Source organism: Thermaerobacter sp. FW80 (assembly GCF_004634385.1).
Taxonomy (GTDB): Bacteria; Bacillota; Sulfobacillia; order Thermaerobacterales; family Thermaerobacteraceae; genus Thermaerobacter; species Thermaerobacter composti.
In genome coordinates, this window is the sequence record NZ_CP037895.1 from 1702949 (window position 1) to 1725294 (window position 22346).

Below are 22346 nucleotides of genomic sequence, written 5' to 3' on the forward strand. Positions count from 1 at the left end.
CGACCCGCACCCCCATGCTGCATGCCGTGGGGCTCGGCCGCCGGCTTCCGGCCGGCGGCGACCGCCCCGCCCGCTGGATCTGGCGCGGCCTGGACCTCGACCTGCATCCTGGGGAGAGCCTGGCCGTCACCGGCCCCTCCGGGACCGGGAAGACGTTGCTCCTCCGCGCCCTGGCCGGGCTCGACCCCCTGGACGAGGGCACCGTGTACCTGGAGGGCCGGCCCCAGGCGGCGTGGGCCGCGCCCCTCTACCGGGCCCGCGTGCTCTACGTGGCCCAGCGGCCCGCCCTCTTCGACGGGACGGTGGCGGACAACCTGGCCCGTCCCTTCACCCTGGCGGTGCGGCGGGGCAGGGCAGGGGCGAGGGGCAAGGAGGGCGGCTGGAACGGGGAGGCGCGTCCAGGCGGGCGTCAAGGCCGGGCGTTCGCGCCCGGGATGGCGTTGGCGGCGCGCATCGGGTGGGGCGAGGGCCGGTCCCGGGTGGTCGAACCTGGATTCGACCGCGAGCGGGCGCTCGAGCTCCTCGCGGCCCTGGGCCGGGATGCCGGGTTCCTCCAGCAGCCGGTTACGGCCCTTTCGGGCGGGGAGGCCCAGATCACCGCCCTGGTCCGGGCGCTCCTGGTGGAGCCGCAAGTCCTCCTGCTGGACGAGCCCACCGCCTCCCTGGATCCGGCGACGGCCCGGGCGGCGGAGGCGCTGGTCGCCCGGTGGCGCGAGGCGGGAGGGGGCAGGGCCTGCATCTGGACCAGCCACGACCGCGACCAGCTGCGGCGCGTGGCGCACCGGGAGGTGGCGCTGGCGCCCGCCGGCGGTCCGTTACGTCGCGGCGGCCTGTGACGTTGAGGCCGCCGGGCCGCGGCCACCCGGTGCAGGCCGGGATCGGGCGGCTCCGGCGCCGCCGGTCCGGGACGGAGAGCGCACCGGGTCGCGGGGCAGGGGGAGGCGGACGCGAGGTGGACGCTGGTTACATCCGCCTGGGCGGTGGGGAACTCGCCCTGGCGGCGGCGCTCATCCTGATCAATGGCGCGCTGTCCCTCGCGCTTGGGCTCGGCCTCGAGCGGCGGCTCCTGGTGGCGTCGGCCCGCACGGTGATCCAGCTGCTGCTGATTGGCTACCTGCTGCGGTTCATCTTCGGGTTGCGCCACCCCCTCTGGGTGCTGGCGCTCGGCCTGGTCATGGTGGTCCTCGCGGGCCATGCGGCGGCGGGGCGGGTCGGCGGTCGGTTCCGGGGGATCTACTTCGGCAGCACGCTGTCGGTGCTGGTCGCATCCTTCACCGTCACCGGCCTGGCCGTCGCGTTCATCGTCCGCCCGCGACCGTGGTACGAGCCGCAGTACGTGATCCCCCTGCTCGGCATGGTCCTCGGTAACACCCTCAACGGCATCTCCCTGGGACTCGACCGGTTCCTCGAGGGCCTGGTCCGCCGCCGGGACCAAGTGGAGGGCTTGCTGGCCCTGGGCGCCACTCGCTGGGAGGCGTGCCGCGACGTCATGCGGGATGCCGTCCGGACGGGCATGGTGCCCACCCTCAACGCCATGGCGGTGGTGGGGCTGGTGAGCCTCCCCGGCATGATGACGGGCCAGATCCTGGCGGGTGCCGACCCCGCCGACGCCGTCCGCTACCAGATCGTGATCATGTTCATGATCGCCGCCGCCACGGCCCTGGGGACCCTGGGGGCCGTGGCGTACGCGTACCGATCGTTGCTGGACGGCTACCACCGGCTGCGACTCGACCGGCTGCAGACGCCGCCCGACCCCCACTGACCGGGCCGGCCCGGCCGACGAGCGCCCCGTTCGGGTGCCCCTGCCCGCTCTCCCTGCCCGCCACCCTTGCCGATCGCTGCCCCTGCCGGTCACCTGCCAGCGGCTGCCGCCCGCCACCCGTCCCTGGCCGGCCGCCCCTGGCAGCGGCTGTGGCCCGACACCTCTCCTGCCACCCCCTGCTGGCCGCCCCTGTCAGCGGCCGCCGCCACAGCCCCCTGCCGGTTCCCTCCCTGGCCGCCCGCCTCCGGCTACCCTGGTCGGCCGCCCTTGTGCACCGCTCCTGTTCGCTGCCCCCGCCAGCTGCCCGTCGCCCCTGCCACCCACCCCGCCTGCAATGCGGCAGCGGATCGCTCCCGGCGTTGTTCCCGCAGGCCGCGCCGCCACTGGCGAGCCGCGCCGGCCGGTTCCTCCCATGTTCCAGCCCCACGATCCACCGATCTCAGGAACAACCAGGACATCCACGATGTCCCTGGGACGAACCGGCCCCGGCCGGGCCGCCGGGGCCGAAGGCGGCACGCACCGTCACCAGCCCGGTTCGCGCGCGGGTTCGCTCCCGCGCCGGGCCGGCGGGCGGGACCGGGGTGAAGGGGACGGGGGTGAGGGCCGCGATGGACCCCATCTGGGCCGGTCCGGCAGGCACCGTGGCCCTGGCCGGCGCGCACCTGGCGCTGGTGGCGGTCGCCCTGGAGCGGACCCGTCGCCCGCTGCTGACCGGCTTTCACGTGTTCCTGGGCCTGGACGCCGTGGCCTACGGGCTCCGTCCCCTGGCCAGCGTCCTGATCGGCGGCTACCTCCTGTACGGGCTTCCGGCCGACCTGCACCCCGGCGGGGCGCCGGTCTCCTTCCTGCCCCCGGCGCCGGTCGAACCGGCCGCCTGGGCGGCCTACAACCGCGGCCTGGCCTTGCAGCTGGGTTTCGCGGCGGCGCTGGTGGCGGCATACCTCCTGGTGCGACCGGTGCCGCCATCGGTCCCGGGGGATGCGCCGGCCCGGCCCGTCGGTTCGGCCCGGTCCCTCGGTTCTCGGTCGCCCGATGGGCTGCCGCCCGCCCGGCCGTCCCCCGCGCGGCCGTCGCCCGCGCCTCGCAACCGCACGGGCGCCCAGGTCGCCCGGACCGCCGCCCACCTGCGGGTCGCGTGGCTGCTCTCGCTGCTCGTGGGGACGGGGGCGGTGGTGGCCATGCACGTCCTCTCCGACGGCGCGTGGCTTCCGGGCCGGCGGGGCGGGACCACGGTGACGGCCGCCGTCCCGTACGGGAAGATCCTCTTCCCGCTGGCGGCCATCCCCCTGGCGGCCAGCCTGCCCCTGGCCTATGCCATGACGGCCGGGCCCAATCGGGGCCCCACCGCGGGCTCCGCGGCGGGACCTGCGGCAGGCCCCACCTGGAGCTCCGCGGCGCGACCCGCCGCGGGCCCCACCGCAGGCCCCGCCGCGGACCACGGTGGCTACGGCGGAACCGGCCGCCGCCAGGCGTCGTGCCCCCGGGCGGAGGGGTCCCGGCGCTGGACCGCCTTCGGAAGGGTCGCCCTTGCGGTCGGGCGCGCCACCCTTCGCGCCACCCCTGGGGTCGGAACCCTCTGGGCCATCGCGCTCCTTCTCCTCCTCTACCAGCGGGGCTATCTGCTCAACGCGGTGGTGGTCGCCGCCTGGCTGGACGAACGCCGCCGGCCCTGGACCGTCCGCCGCCTGGGGGCCCTGCTGGTCGTTCTGATGGTCCTCCTGGCCGGCGCCCGGCCCCTGGCGGGGGTGGTGGCGGAGGGGCTCGTGGCCATCCTGGGTGGCCTGCCCCCGGCCCTCCGGGCTCTGCCCGCAGCGGCCCTGACGGACGATCCGGCCGCCGGTGCACCCGGATCGCGGGCGCCCGCCGGCAAGGCCTCGGGGGCGGCCCGGTCGACGAACCGTCCCGGGCCGCCGGACGGGCCGGCCGCAGCCGCCATGCCACGCTGCGCCGCCCCCTGGGCCGCCCGGCCCACTGCCCCGGCCGCAGGGGCCGCAGGCAGCAACCCCGCACAAGGGGCGGTCCGGGCGGAGGCGCCGGCGCACCCGGCTGCGGGGGAGGCCGCGGCGCCGCGGGCCTCGGCCCTGCGCGGGGCGGTGCCCGGTGCGCTGGGCGCCTGGGTCCTCGGGGCGGCTCGCTTCGTGGCCCGCACCCCCGACTTCGACGGGCCCGACGTGTGGGTGCTGGTCCAGGGCTTCACCGCCCGCCACGGCCTCCTCGGTGGCCAGACCCTGGCGGCCGTTCCCGCCCGGCTGCTCCCCCCGGACAACCGGTCCCGCCGCTGCCTCCTCACGGCCGTCGACCTCCTCAACACGTACCGCTGGCGGCAGTTCTACTGGGGGACGCGCTTCGGCTTCAACGTCTCGCTGGCCCAGGAGGTCTACCTCAACTTCGGGGCCGGGGCGCTGCCCGTGGCCGGCGGGGTGGCGGGGCTGCTGGCGGCCCTGGCCGACCGTCGGCTGTGGAGCCGGCGCCCGGCGGGGCTTCCCACCGCCCGGGAGGTGTACACCGCGGCGCCGCTGCTGGCCGCGGCCGGGTTCACCAAGGAACCGGCGGCGACCCTGCTGTGGGCCTTGGCGCACCTGCTGGTCGGCGCCGGCGTGCACGCCGCGGCCGCCGGGGGGGTCCCGCCGCACAGCGCGGGTCCGCCCCAGCGAGAGCATCCAGGGCAACGGGGCACCGCCCCGTCCCGTCGCGGGCCGGGGGCGCCATTGGACCCCGGAGATGCGCCTCCCGACCCCAGGGGCGCGGTGGTGGACCCCGGGGGTGTGGAACCCGCGGGGGCTCCCGGGTGCGCGGAACCCTCCAGCGTCCGGGTGGTGATCTGCCGCTCCAACCCGGTCGATCCCGACCCCCGGGTGGAACGCATCGCCCGCACCCTGGCGCGGGCCGGCTACCGGGTGACGGTGGTGGGTTGGGATCGGGAGGGCAGGCGGGCAACGGCCCAGCGGGCGACGGCGAGCGCGACGGGAGCGGGATCGGTGGCGGGGAACGGGCCGGGCCCCGGGTCTCGGACGGGCCCGGGGGTGGGGAGGGAAAGGGGACCCGCTCGGGTGGGAGCGGGGTTGGCGGCGGGAACGGTCACGGGAACGGCCCCGGGGACGGCTACGGGAACGGCCCCGGGAACGGGGACGGGGGTGCACAAGGTGCTCCTCGCCACGGACCTGCCCGTCTTCGGGCTCCGGTCGCAGTCGCGGCCCCGCCCGCCCCGCAGCCCTTACGGCAACGGCCTGCGCAACCTGCCGCGGTGGCTCGCCTGGCAGGCTCGGCTCCTCGCCTGGCTCTGGCGCCACCGGCACGGCATCGACGTGATCCACGCCTGCGACTTCGACACCCTGATCCCGGCGCTGATCGTCCGCAGTTTGGCCGGTGGGCGGCACCGCCTCGCCAGGGCGGCGAACCAAACCGGGCTGGCGCCCCCCGCAGCCAGGGACGGGGCGGCACGCCGGGACCGCAGCTCGGATCGGACCCGGATCGCCGTGGTGTACGACATCTTCGACTGGTACGCCGACACCGTGAGGGGCCTGCCGCCGCTTCTGCGGCGGTTCGTCGCCGCCCTCGACCGGCGGCTGCTGACCCTGGCCGATGCCGTGATCCTGGCGGACGAACACCGCCGCCCCCAGCTGGGCGGGGCCCGCCCGCGCCGGCTGGCCGTGATCCACAACAGCCCGGACTGGGACAGTCCGCACTGGGACGGACCGCGGGATCCCCTGCCGCCGCAGGAGCCGGGGCCGCTCCAGGACGCGGCGACGCCCACGGACCCAACGGCATGTCGCGACGCGACGCTGCCGCAGGACGCGCCGCCCCCGTCCGACCCCGCGCCCCGTGCGAACGGCGAGACCCGGGCGACCCGGCCCGCGGCGGGCCGGCTTGCGTTGCGTCTGGCTTACGTCGGCACCCTGCAGCCGGGACGGGGCCTGGACCTCGTCTTGTCCCTCATGGCCCGGCACCCGGAGTGGCACCTGGAGCTGGCCGGCTTCGGCCCGGACGAGCCGCTGGTCCGCCAGGCTGCCGCCGCGTTGCCCAACGTGACCTTCCACGGCCGCGTCGCCCACGACCGGTGCCGCCAGATCTACAGCCGGGCCGACGTCATCCTGGCCCTCTACGACCCCGCCATCCCCAATCACCGCTACGCCAGCCCGAACCGGCTGTTCGAGGCGCTGGCCCTGGGCAAGCCCGTGGTGGTGGCCCGGGGGACCGGGGTCGACCGCCGCGTCCGGCGCCATCGCCTGGGGTGGGTCGTCGCCTACGGCGACAGCGAGGGGCTCGAGGCGGCGCTCGCCGACGCCGCACGGTGGAGTGCGGCCCGGCGACGCGCCTTCGCCCGCCGCGTCCGGCGTCTCTTCAGACGACGTTGGGCCTGGCCTCACATGGAGCGGCGGTTGCTCGCCCTCTATCGGGCGGTGACCCGCCGGGCCGGCGGCGAGCCGTCGGAGGGGGGCAGGCCCGAGGGCCACCTCCGGCCTACCGGTAGCGGTCCTGGTTCGGCGGGCGATACCCCAACCCACGGCACCGGGCTCCCCCGCGAAAACCCTCCGTCGGACGGCGGTGCCGACCGCGCCCCTGGGCGACCCCTCGCCACGCCCCACGGCGAACCGGACGCCGATCGCGTGCCCCACGCCGGTGGCGACTCCGGCGCCCATCGCGATCGCGATCACCCCGGTCGCCACGGGCTCGACCCCTCCGACCTCCCCGGCAAACAGGATCACACCCCGCCTCCCCGTGTCCCGCTGGTCCCACCCCGGGGCGTCCCCCGGGGTCCCCGCGTGCTCATCGGCCCGAAGGTCCCGCCTGGCGTGCGCCGTCGCGTCCTGATCTGGGCGCTGGGCCACGGGATGGCCGTCGACCTCATCCCCGATCCCTACGAGGTGGTGGTGGCCAGCGCCCGGTGGAGCCGCCTGGGGGACGCACCTCTCCTGCGCATCGGCCCCCTCGAACCGCCCCCGCTGGCCCGCCTGGCCAAACGCATCCTGGACGTGGTGGGGAGCCTGCTGCTGCTGGTCCTCTTCGCCTGGGCCTTCGTCCTGATCCCCCTGCTGATCTGGTTGGACGACCGCGGACCCGTCCTCTACCGCCAGACGCGGCTCGGCCTCCACGGTCGCCCCTTCACGATCCTCAAGTTCCGGACCATGGTGGTCGACGCCGAGCGCGACACGGGCCCCACCTGGGCAAAGAAGGAAGATCCCCGGGTAACGCGAATTGGACGAGTGTTGCGGTCGACCCATCTCGACGAATTGCCCCAATTGGTCAATGTGCTGTGCGGAGAGATGAGCCTGGTGGGCCCCCGGCCCGAGCGGCCGGAGCTGGCGGCCCGGTTCTCCCTGGACGAACCGGCCTTCCGGCTCCGCGAGGCCGTCAAGCCGGGGCTCACCGGCCTGGCCCAGGTCGAAAGGTGATGCGAGGCCTTCCCCCGAGGGGAGGAGGCCACGCTTGGCTGCATCATTCGGTTGCGGGCAGGGTCTGGTGCCGGTGGGGGGGTCTCCCCTGGGGCGGGAACACGATCCAAGATGGCAGACGGGCCACGGCCTGGGCAGAGTCCAGGTCGGAGCCAAGCCCGCAACCGCTGGGCCCCTATGGGACCGGACTACGCAACCTCCCTGCCTTTCTTTGCTGGGAGTGATGGCTGCAGGTTGGCTGCTGCGCCAACGGAACCGGCACACCATCATTCATACCTGCGAGTTTGATACGTTGACACCTGCTGTCATCCTGAGGCTGGTATGTAGGAATAGGAAGAGGGTCGTCGACGGCATGCTCAGGCTGGGTTTGCTAGGGGAGGAGCCATTGGTTCGGGATGGATTTACTTCAATGAGCCTGCCACTGTCCGTACAAGCGGAGCTTCCTTGCAAGTGGCAGCGACGTGGCATATTGTCCTGAGACCTGTGGGGTTCCTCACCGATGTTACGTTTGTCGAAGGGAGCCGGGGGAGAAGTGGGGGAGAAGTGTGTCATGCGGAGCATCCGGGAGGACGGGGCACGGCCAACCGGAGAGACACTGTCAGGATTGATCACGGAGCGCCACAACAGGCCCGTCAAGGCCGCGGTTGTACCCGAACTAGGAGCCTTTACCCGCAACGAGCCTGTCACATTACGACGGGTATTCGGCCGACGGTCGCGTCGGGTCGTGCTCCTGGCAGGCGACATGATCATTGCCGTAGCGGCCCAGGCGGGGGGGCATTTGCTAGCCGGCGACATGGAGGGACTCCGGGCACTACTTTCCCACGGACCCCTCTCACCGGACGGTTTCGCGGCGTCCGTTGCTGCAGCATCTACCATTGTTCTCCTTGCTCTGTACAGGGGTTATCGCGACCTGCACCGGCCCTTCATGGAGTTAGCTCGGGATGTCACCACGGCGACTCTGTGGTCGGTCGTTATCACCATGGCCGCCCTTTATCTCTATGTCCCTGCTCGTGGGGTTTCGCGAGCGGCGGAGGTGATCGCAGGTGTCCTCACCGCGATCTTACTTTCCGTGTGGAGCGTTCCCTTCGCCCGCCGGGCAAAGCACACGTATTACCAACACCACGTAACCCTTGTGTCCGCCGACCCCCTTGGGTGGCAGGGGCGACTGCCCGCCTACGTCTCGATTCGCCATGCGCTGACGCCGGCTGACTTCCTCAAGACGCCACCGGCGACCGACCGTGTGGTCCTTGCCTCCGATGTCCCAATGGAGTACCGGGAACGCATCGTGAGTTGGGCGCTTCGAAATCAGGTGGACCTCTACGTCGTGCCCAATACGTATGAGATTCTGATGGCTTCTGGGCGGCTGACTCACATCGGTGACATACCGTTGATGACCGTATATCGCTTGGCATTGTCAATTGAACTCAGAGCGGTAAAGCGGGCCCTGGATCTGGCTGGAGCGCTATCGCTTTTAATCGCGTTCCTTCCCGTCTTCCTGATCGTGCCGCTATTAATCTGGCTGGAGGACCGGGGGCCCGTATTCTACCGCCAGCGGCGGGTGGGCCGTGACGGGAAGATCTTCGAACTGATTAAATTCCGTACCATGGTGCCGGAAGCCGAAAAACTCACGGGTCCCGTCTGGGCCCGAGAGGACGACCCGCGGGTAACTCGCGTCGGAAAGTGGTTGCGAGCGACTCGGCTCGACGAATTGCCTCAGGTCTTCAATGTGTTGCGGGGAGAAATGAGCTTGGTGGGTCCGAGGCCGGAGCGTCCCGAACTGGTTATGGAGTTCGCAGGGCGTAATGCGATGTTCCGGGCCCGGGAGGCCGTCAAACCGGGTATTACGGGACTGGCCCAGGTGTTGGGCAGGTATGACACGGAGCCGGATTCCAAACTGCGATTTGATTTGTTCTACATTACTCGCTGGGGGCTTGGTCTGGATCTACTTATCCTTCTTTGGACAATTCCAGTAGTGCTATTTCCGCGCAGTGTTGGTATAGCCGCAAGAAAAATTAGGCAACGAATAGGTCTCGAGTTTCGGATCTGACACTGGGACGCAGACGTTTGCCTCCTTCGTTGCACGTCCGGAGGATGATTAGAATGAACGAACGTGTAGCTTTGTTGTTGCCTTCCTTTGAACTCGGCGGAGTAGAACGTATGATGTTAAGGTTAGCGGACGGTTTTATCCAACGAGGGTTGGCTGTTGACCTAGTTGTGGTTAGAAAAGACGGACCACTAGCGACAGAAGTTCCCGCTGGAGCTCGGATCATCGATCTTGGAGGGACAAGGGCACTTGCCAGCACATTCGCGCTAGTTCGTTATCTCCGTCAGGTCCGTCCTAGAGCCCTACTCACCGCGAAGGACTACATCAATATAGTTGCCTTGTGGGCGCGCCAACTATCGGGTGTGCCCGTGCGGATCGTGGTTAGCGTACGCATTAATCCAATTTTGCACTTTCAGCATGTCACAAAGCTGCGGGAGAAGATAATTCCCATGCTGATGCGTGTCACGTACCCACGAGCTGACAGCGTCGTTGCTGTCTCACATGGAGTTGCTGTCGACCTCATAAGGTTCATTGGCATTCGCAAGGACAAGGTCCACGTGGTCTATAATCCGGTCGTGTCGGATGCCATTTTCATAAGAGCCGCGGAGCCAGTGCACCATCCGTGGTTTGCGCCTGGCGAACCTCCAGTGGTACTGGCAGTGGGAAGACTTACTGCACAGAAGGACTTTGGTACTCTGATCAAGGCATTTTCGTTGGTGCGTAAGGAGCGTATAGCGCGCCTGATGATTTTGGGGGAAGGCAAAGAGCGTCCAACTCTGGAACGTATGGTGCACGACCTTGGACTCGATGAGGTCGTGTCCCTGCCAGGATTTGAAGTCAATCCATACAAGTACATGAAACGGGCTGCAGTCTTTGTTCTCTCCTCTCGTTGGGAGGGATTTGGGAACGTACTGGCTGAGGCCATGGCACTTGGAACTCCCGTCGTTTCTACAGACTGTCCCAGTGGGCCAGCGGAAATATTGGAATATGGCCGGTGGGGGGATTTGGTACCCGTTGCAGACCCGCAGGCATTGGCCCGTGCCATCCTAAAGCGGTTGGACGAACGGGACGAAACCAAGACTAGAGGAGCAGCTGCGAGGGCGCAGGAGTTCTCGTTACGGAGGTCAGTCGATCGCTACGCCCGGTTGTTACTCGGGGAGCGTGAACGGGATTTGGCTATGTTCACTTAGTTCGTTCTTGGCAAGGTGTGGTTGAGGGCATGCGGCTTGTGCGGGAATGGATTTGGAGCGATAAGGTTTGAACTGGGATTAATCTCTGATATACGCAAGCATCATAGGAGGCTCTGGTATTGATTGACTTGGCGTTAGCGTATCTTGCACTTGCCTTTTTGGCGCTGTTTTATAACGGTGTTATACTATTTGATGGCCCCGTTAAAATTGTTCCGTATGACGTCGTATTTATTCTCGGTGCTTTCTTGTTTGCCCCTAAAGTTCTCCTGGATAAAAGAGCCGTGATCACCAGGGAACTAAGGGGCGGAATGGGTCTTTCTATGATTTTGTTGACTTGGGTACTTCTACAAGCGTTCCGGTCGCCCGACCTCGGACGTGCGGTGACATTGGTGGGCATCCTGATTCGCGACATCGGGACGATGGTGCTTGTGGGAATGGGAATGTCGCAGTGGCAGGTGGGGCGGCAGCGGTTGTCCAAGTTGCTGTTTTCTGTAGCTGCAATCGCAACCGCAATTGCGTTACTAGTGTATGTTTGGACTATCAGTGATCCTGCTAAGGTTAGTGCGAATCCGAGGCCTGGGCTCATATATCGGGCTGGCGAAGGCTTCTTTCCACACCTCCAGGGATTCACGAACAATCCGATCTATCTTGCTGTGCTAATTTTGATCGCAATTGCTTCGGGTTTGGTATCGCATCCGGCTACGATTGTCGGGCGGGTGTGGCGCTGGGCGGGGTTGGGTGTGTTGTTTCTAGGTATGATAATGACCTTCTCGCGCGGCGCTCTCATAACGATGGTGCTCGCGGCATTCATGGTGGTGGTTATTGTAGGAGCTGTTTCAAAGTCGGCGCGGAGCATTAGCAAGCGTCTAGTTGGCGGTATTGCGTTGGGGGGTCTAATAGGCGTCCCGGTGCTGGGTATGATCGAGTTACCCGGCCAAGATGTTTCCGTGCTTGGTAGAATTGTGTTTCGCTTCACAGAGGCGCGATGGGCTTCTCGAGCGGACAATTACTGGTGGAGTTTGTTGCCTGATGTTTATGAGAGGCCAGTACTTGGGCATGGGCTAAGGGCGGCTGAGTTGAAATTGTTTGGACAGGCGGTCGAGAATTCGTATTTGGACCTCGTTTATGACCAAGGGCTTGTTGGCCTGATGTTATGGAGTGCGTTGATATGTTATATTTACAGTGTCGCTATGCGACAGGCGAGGAATGATGGGAACGGTGTCTTATTTGTATACATGTGGTCAATAGTAGTCCTGTCTATGGCTTATGTTTCCATGCACTACGATCCTATTACATGGATAATTGCGGGTTGGATCTTGAGCGGTGTACAGAGGAGCGATGGGCACAAGAGGACGCCAAGTGCCTGAGCTCGATTTTGGTGAATGATTATTGGGTCTTGCAAGTTGAGGTTAGTGTGGTCGGTGGGGCAGTACCGAGCGTTCGAAGAGGGTTGTTGGGCAATGCGCTGACTGATAGCGAGTTATTAGGTCCAAGGCGATTTGTCTCGTCGTCGTTAAACCTAGGTATTCAAATGGTGAGAGATGAAATCGTACTTGGTAGGGACGCAGAGGCCTCGTATCCCCGCGACGGTATTAGGGAATGTGTCATCGAATGCCCTGAGCAAGAAACGCTGCAAATGCCGGTGGTGTCATGGAAGCCGGTGAACAGGGCTATATTTGAGAAGCAATAGCTAGTGCGGTGATTATGTCGTTGGGTGGGGGCGATGCGTAGTTTCGTTTCTCAGAAAAGGAACGCAGAAAGAGAACGCATGGTGGATACGGTGTTTCCTGGCGCTTGGAGGAGGTCGGCATTGGATATCCGAAGCGAATTCAATAGAAAGGGATTGGAAATGAAGATCGCGAATTGAATTTGTGGCTCCGAGAGTCTGGTGGAAAGATTCTATTATGCCATCCGTTTCGCTGCCGGTATTTCGTGCGGCCTGTACTGAAGGTTCTTGCTCGACAGTATTTTCGGCCACAGGTTTTGATAGTCGGTCGTTGTGATGACGGATGACGTGCGGTTGTGAGTACATGAAAGGGAGCGGTTGCGATGGGTAATGCAGTGGATCACGAGGAGTTAGCATTGGAAGAATGGCTGCTGGTTGTGGCCAGGCGATGGCGAATCATTGCATTGATGATAGTGGTTTCAATATGTCTTGTTGGGATTAGGATGGCCATGGTGCCGCCAACGTTTGAGGCGCGGGCACGACTGTTGGTTCTTCCCCCCGATCAGGCTGTTAACGATGTCGAGACCTTAGAACTGTATCGTAATTTGGTCCCTACGTATAAAGAGTTGCTGGCGAGTAGGCGTGTCATGGATGCCGTCCTAAGGGACCTCGGTCTGAGTTGGTCTTCAGACGAGTATCGCCGGCGGGTGCGTATTAGGGCCTATGAGGAAAGCCAAGTGCTCGATGTGTTTGTTCGGGATAGCTCTCCCTCCGAGGCGGCGCGAATAGCGAATCGTGCCGCTGAGATCATGACGGGCATAGCGGCTGAGGTCATGCGCGAAAACAGGCTTGTGTTGCTTGATTCTGCCGTGCCACCAGAGGAACCGGTCAGTCCTCGGCCGGCGTTGGAACTATCGCTAGCTGTGTTATTGGGGCTACTCGTTGGAACCAGTATTGGGCTAGCGCTCGAGGTGTTGGATCGGCGAATCTGTGACGAGGCTGCCGTAGAGCGTCGTCTCGGGTTGCCTGTTCTGGGTGTAATCCCCCATATTGACCTGTAGAAGGGAGGCACCTCGTTGACGGAGGCTTTCCACACCCAGGGTCAGGAGGTTGTAGCACGTTACCAGTCCCGGCGGTCTAGGGCGGTTCGGGATGCGGAGAAGGATTACGATATCGGTATTCTTGGCGGTCTGGAATCACATTCACCAGCCGTGGAAGCCTACCGGCTCGTCCGCACGAACTTGCAGTACTTGGCGGTAGATAAGCCACTACGCAGTATCATGATCACCAGCGGCTTGCCGGGTGAGGGTAAGTCGCTGACCGCGGCCAACCTGGCCTTGAGCTTTGCCAACGCGGGTAAGACTACCGTGCTTGTTGAAGCTGACATGCGGCGGCCAGTACAATCGGCACTGTTTGGGCTTGCGAATGTGTATGGCCTGTCCGCGGTCCTGGCTGGTTCTTGTACCCTTAATGAAGCGCTCCAATTGGTCCCGCGTGCTAAGAACCTATGGGTCCTACCCGCCGGCCCAACGCCGCCCAACCCGGCAGAACTACTTGGGTCGCGCCGTGCTCATGAGCTCTTTGCCGGCTTGGTTAATGACTATGAGGTCGTAATCTACGACACCCCACCAGCAGTTATGGTTGCAGATCCCCTGGTGCTGGCACCAAAGGTGGATGGCGTGATCCTGGTGGTTAGCGCCGAGAACTCCGACCACGTGCAGTCCCAGAAGGCAAAGGAGGCCTTGGAGAAGGTAGGTGCTCGCATTCTGGGCGTTATCCTTAACGACGTGCCGCTCAAACGGATGGGCTACTACGCGCGTTATTACCGGCGGCGGTGATATGAGCAGCCAAGGCATACGCCTTCGAGCCACTACGCGAGAGGGGGCAGGGGCGAGTGATATAAGGAAATGCCGGTCCTGCATTCGACCGGCACTTTTCTAGTCGTCAATCGCGCCCCCAATAGGTTTCCCGTAATGCGGGTTGACAGCCGATGCCCCGGCCGGGGGCCGTAAGAGGGAGCAGGCACGCATCAGCTATGGAATGTGCGTGACGAGCCTACATCCTACAGAGGCCTAGCAAACGTACAACTTCTCCCCCATAGAAACCGAGCAACGGTGGGAAGACGGTTACTCGATTCGGTACGTGATGTGATGGCCTTCAAGGGAAATGTGAGGGCTCATTCTATGGGTGCAAATATGGGGGTACGGAGACTTTTGAGACGCTGCCGTTAAATAGTCGAGTATGGTATGAACGCCTTGCCCAACCTTAGATTTTTCCCCTATTTCTGCGGACGAGAGGCCTCATACCACGGATGGCTTACCACCTAGGGGCTTTCGTTTGCACGCGATCGAGGCCATGGAGATGATGCACAAGATGCCCACTGTGAGTGTACTCATGACTGTTTTTAATGGCGAAAGGTATTTGGCGGAGGCCCTTGAGTCGTTGAGGAATCAGACCTTTCGTGACTTTGAAGTGGTAATCGTCGACGATGGATCGACGGACCGGTCCAGAGAAATCATCCGGTACTATATCGAAAGGGACAAACGTTTCAGGGTGATATACGCTCAGCGCGTGGGGCGGGCCGCTGCGTTGAATCTGGGGCTGCGACAGTGTCGTGGGTGTTTTGTTGCCGTTAACGACGCGGATGACATATCTGTGAACAATCGCCTCGCAGTGCAGGTGGAGTTTTTGCGTAGAAATCCCAATGTTGTACTGGTAGGTGGATGGGCTGAAGTGATTGACGAAAATGGACGTATTCTTGGAAGACGGTGTCCACCGGAAGGGGGTTGGCGGATTAAGAGCTTGCTTTCACTGGGCAATCCTATTGTTCACTCCACAGTAATGTATCGACGGGATGTATTGTCATTGATTGGTGGTTTTGATGAGACGTTAAGCTGTGCAATTGATTACGACGCCATCGAGCGGTGTATGCGATACGGGCCAGTGTCATGTTTGCCTGTAATCGTAGCGCGGCACCGTCGCCACATGGGTCAATACTTCCGCGGCAATATTTCTGCACGAACGCGTTTTCGGACAGCGGCTAAGACTGCTGTTCGAATTGCGTGGAATCATGCCATATGGATGCTGCCGTTGTCCATCATGGTATATGTTGGGGCCTTCGCACCCTTGAGTTCTCCGTTCATGCGTATTGCGCAGTTGATTCATACACGTATGGTACACGGACGGCACGCATGATGGTCGGCCACGATTTGATGGCAGTTATAAGTGTGGGTTATCCGCAGCGAAGTTGACTACGGCCACGGGGTCGTCGCACGATAAGATATTCGACGGGTATTGGATTTTGCTCATTTTTCTGTGGCAGCGAGAAGCCATAAGGTTAGACGACGTAATAGAGCGCAAGCTCCGCCTGGAGCGGAGAATTTATGGTGGGCTGTGCCTTAATATTTGTGGCAAGGGACTGCAAGGAAAGCCGTTCGTGTGAGGATAACGGCGTCCACGGTGGGACATTATCGTCTGCTGCCACCGGCATTGAGCGTGGCGTTTGGAGTACTGTGCGGAAGTCGGGTTTGGGCGGAGGAAGGGTGGGAAGGAATGGGTCGAACGGTAAGGATATTGTCGGTGTTAATCGCTACGAGGAATCGTCCCGAGGCGCTAAGGTACTGTCTTTCTAGTGTTGCTCGGCAGGCACGTCCGCCAGGTTGGAGTGTAGAGGTAGTGGTACTAGATGACGCGCCGGAAATTAGTGCTCGTGAGGTCGCTGAAAGTTTGTCGGAGAGCTTACCGATACGATATGTGCGTACGGATGCTCGTTTGGGCGTTACTGGGGCTCGTAATCGTCTGGCTGAGGTATCGCAAGGCTCTATATTGGTCGTGCTAGACGATGACGCAGCATTTGTCGATAGTGATGCGCTCGTTCAGGTTGTTAAGGCGCTTGACCGCGATAACTCTATTGGTCTTATTGCGTTTTGCATTTACGACGATCCTGGTGGCACGTTACACGTACCGTTTTCGAGGAAAGCGATACGGCGGAATCCGAATATCGTTAGTGAGGAAGGGTATGTTTCCTATTTCAACGGTGGAGGTTATGCCGTTCGGCGTGCAGCTTTGAATGCTGTCGGTTTGTACGATGCGGACATGAAGTATGGATGCGAAGAGTTGGACTTAGCATTTCGGCTAATCGAAAGCGGATGGACTATCCTTTATAATCCTAGAGTCAAGGTTCAGCATCGCGTGGCCACGAGCAGCTATTCAAGAGAATGGAAAGCATTCTATGCCTTGCGTAATCATCTGTGGGTTGGTAGAAGGTACCTACCGCTTCCTTATAGAGTAATGTACCTGGTATCATGGATACTCTATATGGGTTCCGAATTGATGATTCGGTACCGACGACCAGACATGGTTTGGGCAGCAATTAAAGAGGGGATTTGTGCGCCGCAGCCCAGGCGTATTCTGTCTAGAAGGGCAGTGAAATACCTAAAGATGCATTATGGAAGGTTGTGGTGGTAACATGACTACTAAGTAGTGGATTTGTGGTGGAAGTAGAAGTAGGGCCTATATGCAATGTTTGCGGTCCGGCCGCGGGTGCTGTGGTAGTGAGAACTTGTTCACGACAGGATGTTCGCATATTGGGAAGGAGCGAGGGCGAAAGAAGAAGGTTCGAGGTTGAAAGGAATAGGCCTAGTACCGGTATTATAGAGTACCGCAGGTGAGTCTGTTTAGAAGGTTGTCGAGTTGAGTTGGCGGGAAGTTTGGGAAGCAGGTGTTTCGGTTTGCAGTCGCAGAAGGCCAGAGAGGCTCTGGAGAAGGTTGGTGCCCGGATTTTGGAGGTTAACGTCAACGACGTGCAGCTTAAGCAGGTGGGGTATTATGCCTGCTATTACCGGTGGGGATGATGTCTAGACGAAGGCGTACAAAAGGAGCCAGTATGGGGTAACGGAATGCTGTAGTGATAGATAAGATAAAAAATGCCGGTCCTGCGTTCGACCGGCACTTTTCTAGGGTCGTGGCACCTTCAACGGAACCCGAGCGACTCCACCAGCCACCAGATGGCAATTATGCCGCCCACGGCCGTGATTCCCGCGAACACCAGCATAGCTTCCCTCAGGAGGGCTCTCTCAGAACTGGAGAGAACCTCTTCCGGCGTGGGGCGGTCGTACCGGTGTTGCCGTAGAGCTTTGACCACAACGCGGAACAACTTAGCCAACGCCAATGGTGACGTCCTAAACTGTCTGTAAACGCGAAGCGGTCTGGGCTACCATCGGTGGCGTCGGAAAACTCGCCCCAGCTGGGGCACACCGAGGAGGACCCAGACCTATGTCCAGGATACCACCCAGCCAGCAGTTGGCGGAGCTGGCCCGGCAGCTGGCCGCGCAGGCCCGGGAGGGTACTGAGGTCGAGGACCTGACCCATGCCCTCGTCCGCCTGGGCGCCCGCAAGCTCATCCAGGAGCTGCTGGAGGCAGAGGTCACGGAGCTTTTGGGGCGCGGACGCTACGAGCGGCGCGAGCCTGGCCAGGAAGGCGCCCGCAACGGCTACAAGCCGCGGACGCTGCGTTGCGCCGAGGGGCGGCTCGAGATCGACGTCCCCCAGGTGCGGGGCATGGAGGGACTGTGCCAGCCCACGCTGTGGAGGGCCCTCAAGCGGCGGACGGACGTGCTGGAGCGCCTGGTGGTGGAGATGTACGCCCGGGGCCTCTCTACCCGGGACATCGAGGATGCGCTGGCGGAGCTGGCGGGCAGCGAAGCGCCGCTTTTGAGCCGGTCCACCGTGAGCCGGATCACCGAGGCGCTCCACGAGGAGTTCGAGGCCTTTGCCCAGCGGGACCTGTCAGGCCTCGACGTGGTGTACCTGTTCGCCGACGCCATCTACGAGTCGCTGCGCCGGCAGGCGGGCTGCCGTGAGGGCATCCTGGTCACCTGGGCCATCTTGAGCGACGGCAGCAAGGTGCTGGTGCACCTGAGCCTGGGCAACAAGGAGCGCTACGAGGACTGGCTGGAGCACTTCCGGGATCTGGTGCGCCGGGGGCTGAAGACGCCGCTGACGGTGACGACGGACGGGGCGCCGGGGCTGATCCAGGCGGTGGAAGCCATGTGGCCGGAGGCGGAGCGCATCCGCTGCTGGGTGCACAAGATGCGGAACGTGCTGGACAAGGTGCCGGAGGAGGCGCGGCCCGTGCTCAAGCCCTACCTGGAGGCGATCCGGGACGCACCGGATATCGAGCAGGGCCGGCGGCTGGTGGCCGAGGTGGTGGAGCGGTTCGGGCGGGAGTATCCCTCGGCCATGCGGAGCCTGCAGGAGGACCTGGAAGCGAGCCTGGCGCACCTGCGGCTACCCGCCGCCCACCGCAAGCATGTCCGGACCACCAACCTGGTGGAGCGCAGCTTCGAGGAGGAGCGGCGGCGCGCCAAGGTGATCCCGCGGTTTCGGAGCGAGCGGGAGTGCCTGAAGCTAGTCTTCGCCGTGCTGTGGCGGGCGAGTGAGCGCTGGCGGCGGGTGCAGTTCAGCGAGCACGAACGAAAGCAGCTGGAGCGCTACATCGAGGAGCGGCAACGGCAAAGAGCGGCGCAGAAAGAGGTTTCACCCGCTGCCACCGTGGCATGACCCAGACCGCTTTTACAGACAGTTCGGGACTTGACCAACGCCAATTCCTCCGTGTATCTAGACTAGTGTGGAAATTGCTGGGCCCTGTCGAAAATTGGCTATCTGTTGGTTGTTTATACCGTTCCTTTCTGGTCCGTTCCTGTTGCCGGATTGGCTACCTCCCCAATGCTGGACTGAGTCCCGGAAACGTGGCTCTGCCGGGAGGATGCCGGTCCTACCACCGGAAGGCAGAGAGGAGGAGGCGCCTTGGCCTGGCTTGGCGATACCCCGGAACCCTCCGTAGTTCCCAGTGGCGTGCCTTCGTCCCGGTCATCCCTCTTCGGTAATCGGGATTCATCCTGGCCTGTTTACCCCGTTCGCCACGAGTTCAACGTCCGTGTCCCCATGCGGGACGGGATCACCCTCTCGGCGGACATCTACCGCCCCGACGCCCCGGGGAGGTTGCCCGGACGCCCTACAACAAGAACACCGAACGGGCGTGGAAGTACGGGAACTTCTTCGCCCGGCACGGCTACGTCTTCGTGTGGATGGACGTGCGGGGGCGCGGGGACTCTGACGGGGAGTTCGTCCCCTACCGCAACGACGCCAAGGACGGCTACGACGCCATCGAGTGGCTGGCCCGGCAGCCCTGGTCCACCGGCGACGTGGCCACCTGGGGCGGGTCCTATCTCGGGCGCATCCAGTGGCTCACCGCCCTGGAGAAGCCGCCCCACCTCAAGGCCATGATCGTCCACGTGACGCCGTCGGACCCCTACGTGGAGTGGCCCACGGGCACGCCCGGGCCCATGCACGTGTGCTGGAACCGCATGACCGACGGCCGGGTTCTTCAGTACGTGGACAAGATCGACTGGATGAAGGTCTACGAGCACCTGCCGCTTCTAACCATGGACAAGGCGGCGGGGTTCGTGAGCCGGCACTGGCGGGAAGACTGCGCCCACCCCACCCTGGACGAATGGTGGGAGCCCCTGCGCTACCAGCACCGCTTCCACGAGATCGACCTGCCGGTGCTGCACGTCTCGGGCTGGTACGACGACGAGCAGATCGGCACGCCCTTGAACTTCGCCGGCATGGTGCGGCACGCCCCCAGCGAGCGGGCCCGGCGGGGCCAGAAGCTGATCATGGGGCCCTGGGGGCACCGGGTCAACGAGAGCCGTAAGCTGGGCGAGGTGGACTTCGGGCCGGAGGCCGTGATCGACCTGGACGGGTACGAGGTGCGCTGGCTCGACTACTGGCTCAAGGGCATCGACAACGGCATCGGCGAGGAGCCGCCGGTGCGCCTGTTCATCATGGGGGCGAACCGCTGGCGGGACGAGCACGAGTGGCCCCTGGCCCGCACCCAGTGGACCAAGTTCTACCTGCGCAGCGGCGGCCGCGCCAACAGCCGCTTCGGCGACGGCGTGCTGTCCACCGAGCCGCCGGCGACGGACGAGCCTCCGGACGTCTACCTCTATGACCCGGCCCGGCCGGTGCCCTTCATCACCGATCCGCTCTCGAGCCAGATCGGCGGCCCCGATGACTACTCCGCCGTCGAGACCCGGGGCGACGTGCTGGTCTACTCGACCCCGCCCCTGGACCGGGACGTGGAGGTGACGGGGCCGGTGAAGCTGGTGCTGTACGCCTCGTCGTCGGCGGTGGACACCGACTTCATGGCCAAGCTGGTGGACGTGCACCCCAATGGCTTCTGCCAGCGGCTGTGCGATGGCATGGTCCGGGCCCGGTTCCGGGAGGGCATGCACAAGGAGGTCTTGATGGAGCCAGGCAAGGTGTACCGGTTCGAGATCGACCTCTGGAACACGGCCAACGTGTTCAGGCGAGGGCACCGGATTCGCCTCGAGATCGCCTCCAGCGCCTTCCCCAAGTACGACCGGAACCTCAACACCGGCGAGCCCCTGGCCACCTCCACGCGCATGGTGGTGGCGGAGAACCGGGTCTGGCACACGCCGGCGTGGCCGTCGCACCTGATCTTGCCCATCATCCCGGAGTAGGGGCCTGGGCGGCTCGCGGCGCCGAACTGGGAGAGGACCATGACGCCCGTTGTCATCCTGCTCGCGGGACCCTATGGTATCATGTTTCCAGCTGCCGAGGGCTGGTCCATTTGGATGGATTGAACGATTTCTCAGGGGGCGAGATCTTCGTGCGCATCACCGTGCTGGGGCTCGGTTATGTCGGCGCCGTCGCCGCCGCGGCGCTGGCGCGGGACGGTCACCAGGTGGTGGGGGTCGACGTGGACCCCGCCAAGGTCGAACGATACCGCCGGGCGGAGGTGCCCTTCTACGAGCCCGGGTTGGACGAGCTGGTGCGCGAAGGGGTGGCGGCCGGCCGGCTGCGGTTTGCCCTGGCCGGGGAGGTCGAACCCGGCCAGCTGGGCGATTTCGTGTTCGTCGCCGTGGGGACGCCGTCCCGGGCCACCGGGGCGGCGGACTTGAGTCAGGTGGAGGCGGCCCTGGCCTGGGTGGCCGAACGGGTGCGCCGAGGGCGCCCGGCAGGGGCGGGCGTTCTTCCGGCCGGCGAGGCCGTCGATCCGCAGGGCGGTGCCGGTTCGTCCGACGGGATCGCAGGGGCCGGCCGCGTCGCCATGGCCGGGGCCGAAGCGACGGCCGGGACGGTGTGGCCTGCCGCGGCCGACGGGCTGCGGGCGCCCATCGTGGTGGTGAAGAGCACCGTGCCGCCCGGGACCGGCCGGCGGCTGGCCCGGCGCTACCTGGCGCCCCTGGGCCTCGCCTACGTCGCCAACCCCGAGTTCCTGCGCGAGGGCAGCGCCGTCCACGACTGGTTCCATCCCGACCGGGTGGTGGTGGGCAGCGAGGAGCGCGCGGCGGCGGAGCGGGTGGCGGCGCTCTTCGCGGGGTACGGGGCGCCCGTGCTGGTCACCGACACCACGACGGCGGAGATGGTCAAGTACGGGGCCAACGCCTTCCTGGCCACCAAGATCTCCTTCATCAACGAGCTCGCCAACATGTGCGACCGCGTCGGGGCCGACGTGGACGAAGTCGCCCGGGGCATCGGGCTCGATCCGCGCATCGGGAGCCAGTTCCTCCGCGCCGGCCTCGGCTACGGCGGTTCCTGCTTCCCCAAGGACGTGGCGGCCCTGGACCATTTGGCCCGGGTCTACGACTACCCCTTCGAGCTGCTGCGGGCGGTGATCGCGGTCAACGCGCGGCAGCGGCTGCTGCCCCTCTACGCGCTGCGGGAGGTCTTCGGCTCGCTGGCCGGGGTGCCCGTGGCCGTGCTGGGCCTGGCCTTCAAGCCCAACACCGACGACGTCCGCGAGGCGCCGGCCCTCGACCTCATCCCGCTCCTGGTGGAGGAGGGGGCCGAGGTGCGGGCGGCGGATCCGCAGGCCGTGGAGCGGGCGCGGGCGGTGCTGCCCGGCGAGGTGCGGTTGACCCCGTCGGCCCTCGAGGCGCTGGACGGCGCGCGGGCTGTGGTGCTCGCCACGGAGTGGGACGCTTTCGTCCGCCTGGACTGGGAGGAGGCGGCGCGGCGGATGGACGAGCCGCGGTTCGTGTTCGACGGCCGCAACGCGCTGGATCCGGCGCGGATGGCGGCGCTGGGGTTCCGGTACCGCGGCGTGGGGCGGGGCCGGCAGCGGCTCGCCGGGGGACGTGACGCGGTCGCCTCCTCGACGCCCGACCTCCCGCGCGGCGAGGTGGTGGCGGCGCGGAACGCGGCGGTGGGCGGAGGCGCGTGATGCGGCCGGGCGGGTCTCGGGTTCCTCCTCGGTTGAGTT

14 protein-coding genes are annotated in these 22346 nt (G+C 64.9%); 13 read left to right on the forward strand and 1 reads right to left on the reverse strand.

All coding sequences use genetic code 11. The features are described from left to right. Window positions 1–14: 14 nt before the first annotated feature. The 10 genes from E1B22_RS07145 (at window position 15) to E1B22_RS14080 (ending at window position 16522) form a co-directional block, all read left to right on the forward strand. Window positions 15–836, forward strand: coding sequence for an ATP-binding cassette domain-containing protein (locus E1B22_RS07145; RefSeq protein WP_135226016.1), 822 nt, complete (start codon window positions 15–17; stop codon window positions 834–836). 116 nt (window positions 837–952) lie between these two features. Further along, on the forward strand, window positions 953–1762 hold the full coding sequence (gene fetB / locus E1B22_RS07150) for an iron export ABC transporter permease subunit FetB (protein ID WP_135225102.1): 810 nt from the start codon (window positions 953–955) through the stop codon (window positions 1760–1762). A gap of 608 nt (window positions 1763–2370) precedes the next feature. Further along, window positions 2371–7155: a sugar transferase gene (locus E1B22_RS07155; protein ID WP_135225103.1), complete on the forward strand. Its 4785-nt coding sequence runs from the start codon at window positions 2371–2373 to the stop codon at window positions 7153–7155. A gap of 1033 nt (window positions 7156–8188) precedes the next feature. Beyond that, a complete protein-coding gene (locus tag E1B22_RS07160) occupies window positions 8189–9202 on the forward strand; it encodes an exopolysaccharide biosynthesis polyprenyl glycosylphosphotransferase (protein WP_167758874.1) in 1014 nt (337 codons plus the stop codon). A 53-nt stretch (window positions 9203–9255) separates the two neighbouring features. Further along, a complete protein-coding gene (locus E1B22_RS07165; RefSeq protein ID WP_135225105.1) occupies window positions 9256–10389 on the forward strand; it encodes a glycosyltransferase in 1134 nt (377 codons plus the stop codon). A gap of 119 nt (window positions 10390–10508) precedes the next feature. Beyond that, complete coding sequence (locus E1B22_RS07170; protein ID WP_135225106.1) at window positions 10509–11756, forward strand: O-antigen ligase; 1248 nt, start codon at window positions 10509–10511, stop codon at window positions 11754–11756. A 682-nt stretch (window positions 11757–12438) separates the two neighbouring features. Continuing rightward, the gene (locus tag E1B22_RS07175; protein WP_135225107.1) at window positions 12439–13116 is read left to right on the forward strand and encodes a YveK family protein; all 678 of its coding nucleotides are present in this window, start codon (window positions 12439–12441) and stop codon (window positions 13114–13116) included. Between the two features lie 15 nt (window positions 13117–13131). Then, window positions 13132–13893, forward strand: a complete 762-nt coding sequence (locus tag E1B22_RS07180; RefSeq protein ID WP_135225108.1) for a CpsD/CapB family tyrosine-protein kinase — start codon at window positions 13132–13134, stop codon at window positions 13891–13893. A gap of 523 nt (window positions 13894–14416) precedes the next feature. Beyond that, complete coding sequence (locus E1B22_RS07185) at window positions 14417–15250, forward strand: glycosyltransferase (protein ID WP_167758875.1); 834 nt, start codon at window positions 14417–14419, stop codon at window positions 15248–15250. 357 nt (window positions 15251–15607) lie between these two features. After that, on the forward strand, window positions 15608–16522 hold the full coding sequence (locus E1B22_RS14080) for a glycosyltransferase family 2 protein (protein ID WP_135225110.1): 915 nt from the start codon (window positions 15608–15610) through the stop codon (window positions 16520–16522). 505 nt (window positions 16523–17027) lie between these two features. On the opposite strand, the gene E1B22_RS07200 is transcribed toward E1B22_RS14080, so the two are convergent. After that, window positions 17028–17219: a hypothetical protein gene (locus E1B22_RS07200; RefSeq protein WP_135225111.1), complete on the reverse strand. Its 192-nt coding sequence runs from the start codon at window positions 17217–17219 to the stop codon at window positions 17028–17030. A gap of 110 nt (window positions 17220–17329) precedes the next feature. On the opposite strand from E1B22_RS07200, the gene E1B22_RS07205 reads away from it, so the two are divergent. From E1B22_RS07205 to E1B22_RS07215, 3 genes are all read left to right on the forward strand, one after another. Further along, window positions 17330–18616 carry an IS256 family transposase gene (locus E1B22_RS07205; RefSeq protein WP_135224104.1) on the forward strand — a complete coding sequence of 429 codons (1287 nt, stop codon included), beginning with the start codon at window positions 17330–17332 and terminating at the stop codon, window positions 18614–18616. 338 nt (window positions 18617–18954) lie between these two features. Next, window positions 18955–20601, forward strand: a complete 1647-nt coding sequence (locus E1B22_RS07210) for a CocE/NonD family hydrolase (RefSeq protein ID WP_243123850.1) — start codon at window positions 18955–18957, stop codon at window positions 20599–20601. Between the two features lie 110 nt (window positions 20602–20711). Next, window positions 20712–22307 (forward strand): UDP-glucose/GDP-mannose dehydrogenase family protein, encoded by a 1596-nt coding sequence (locus tag E1B22_RS07215; RefSeq protein WP_243123229.1) that lies wholly within the window; start codon window positions 20712–20714, stop codon window positions 22305–22307. The last annotated feature ends 39 nt before the right edge of the window (window positions 22308–22346 follow it).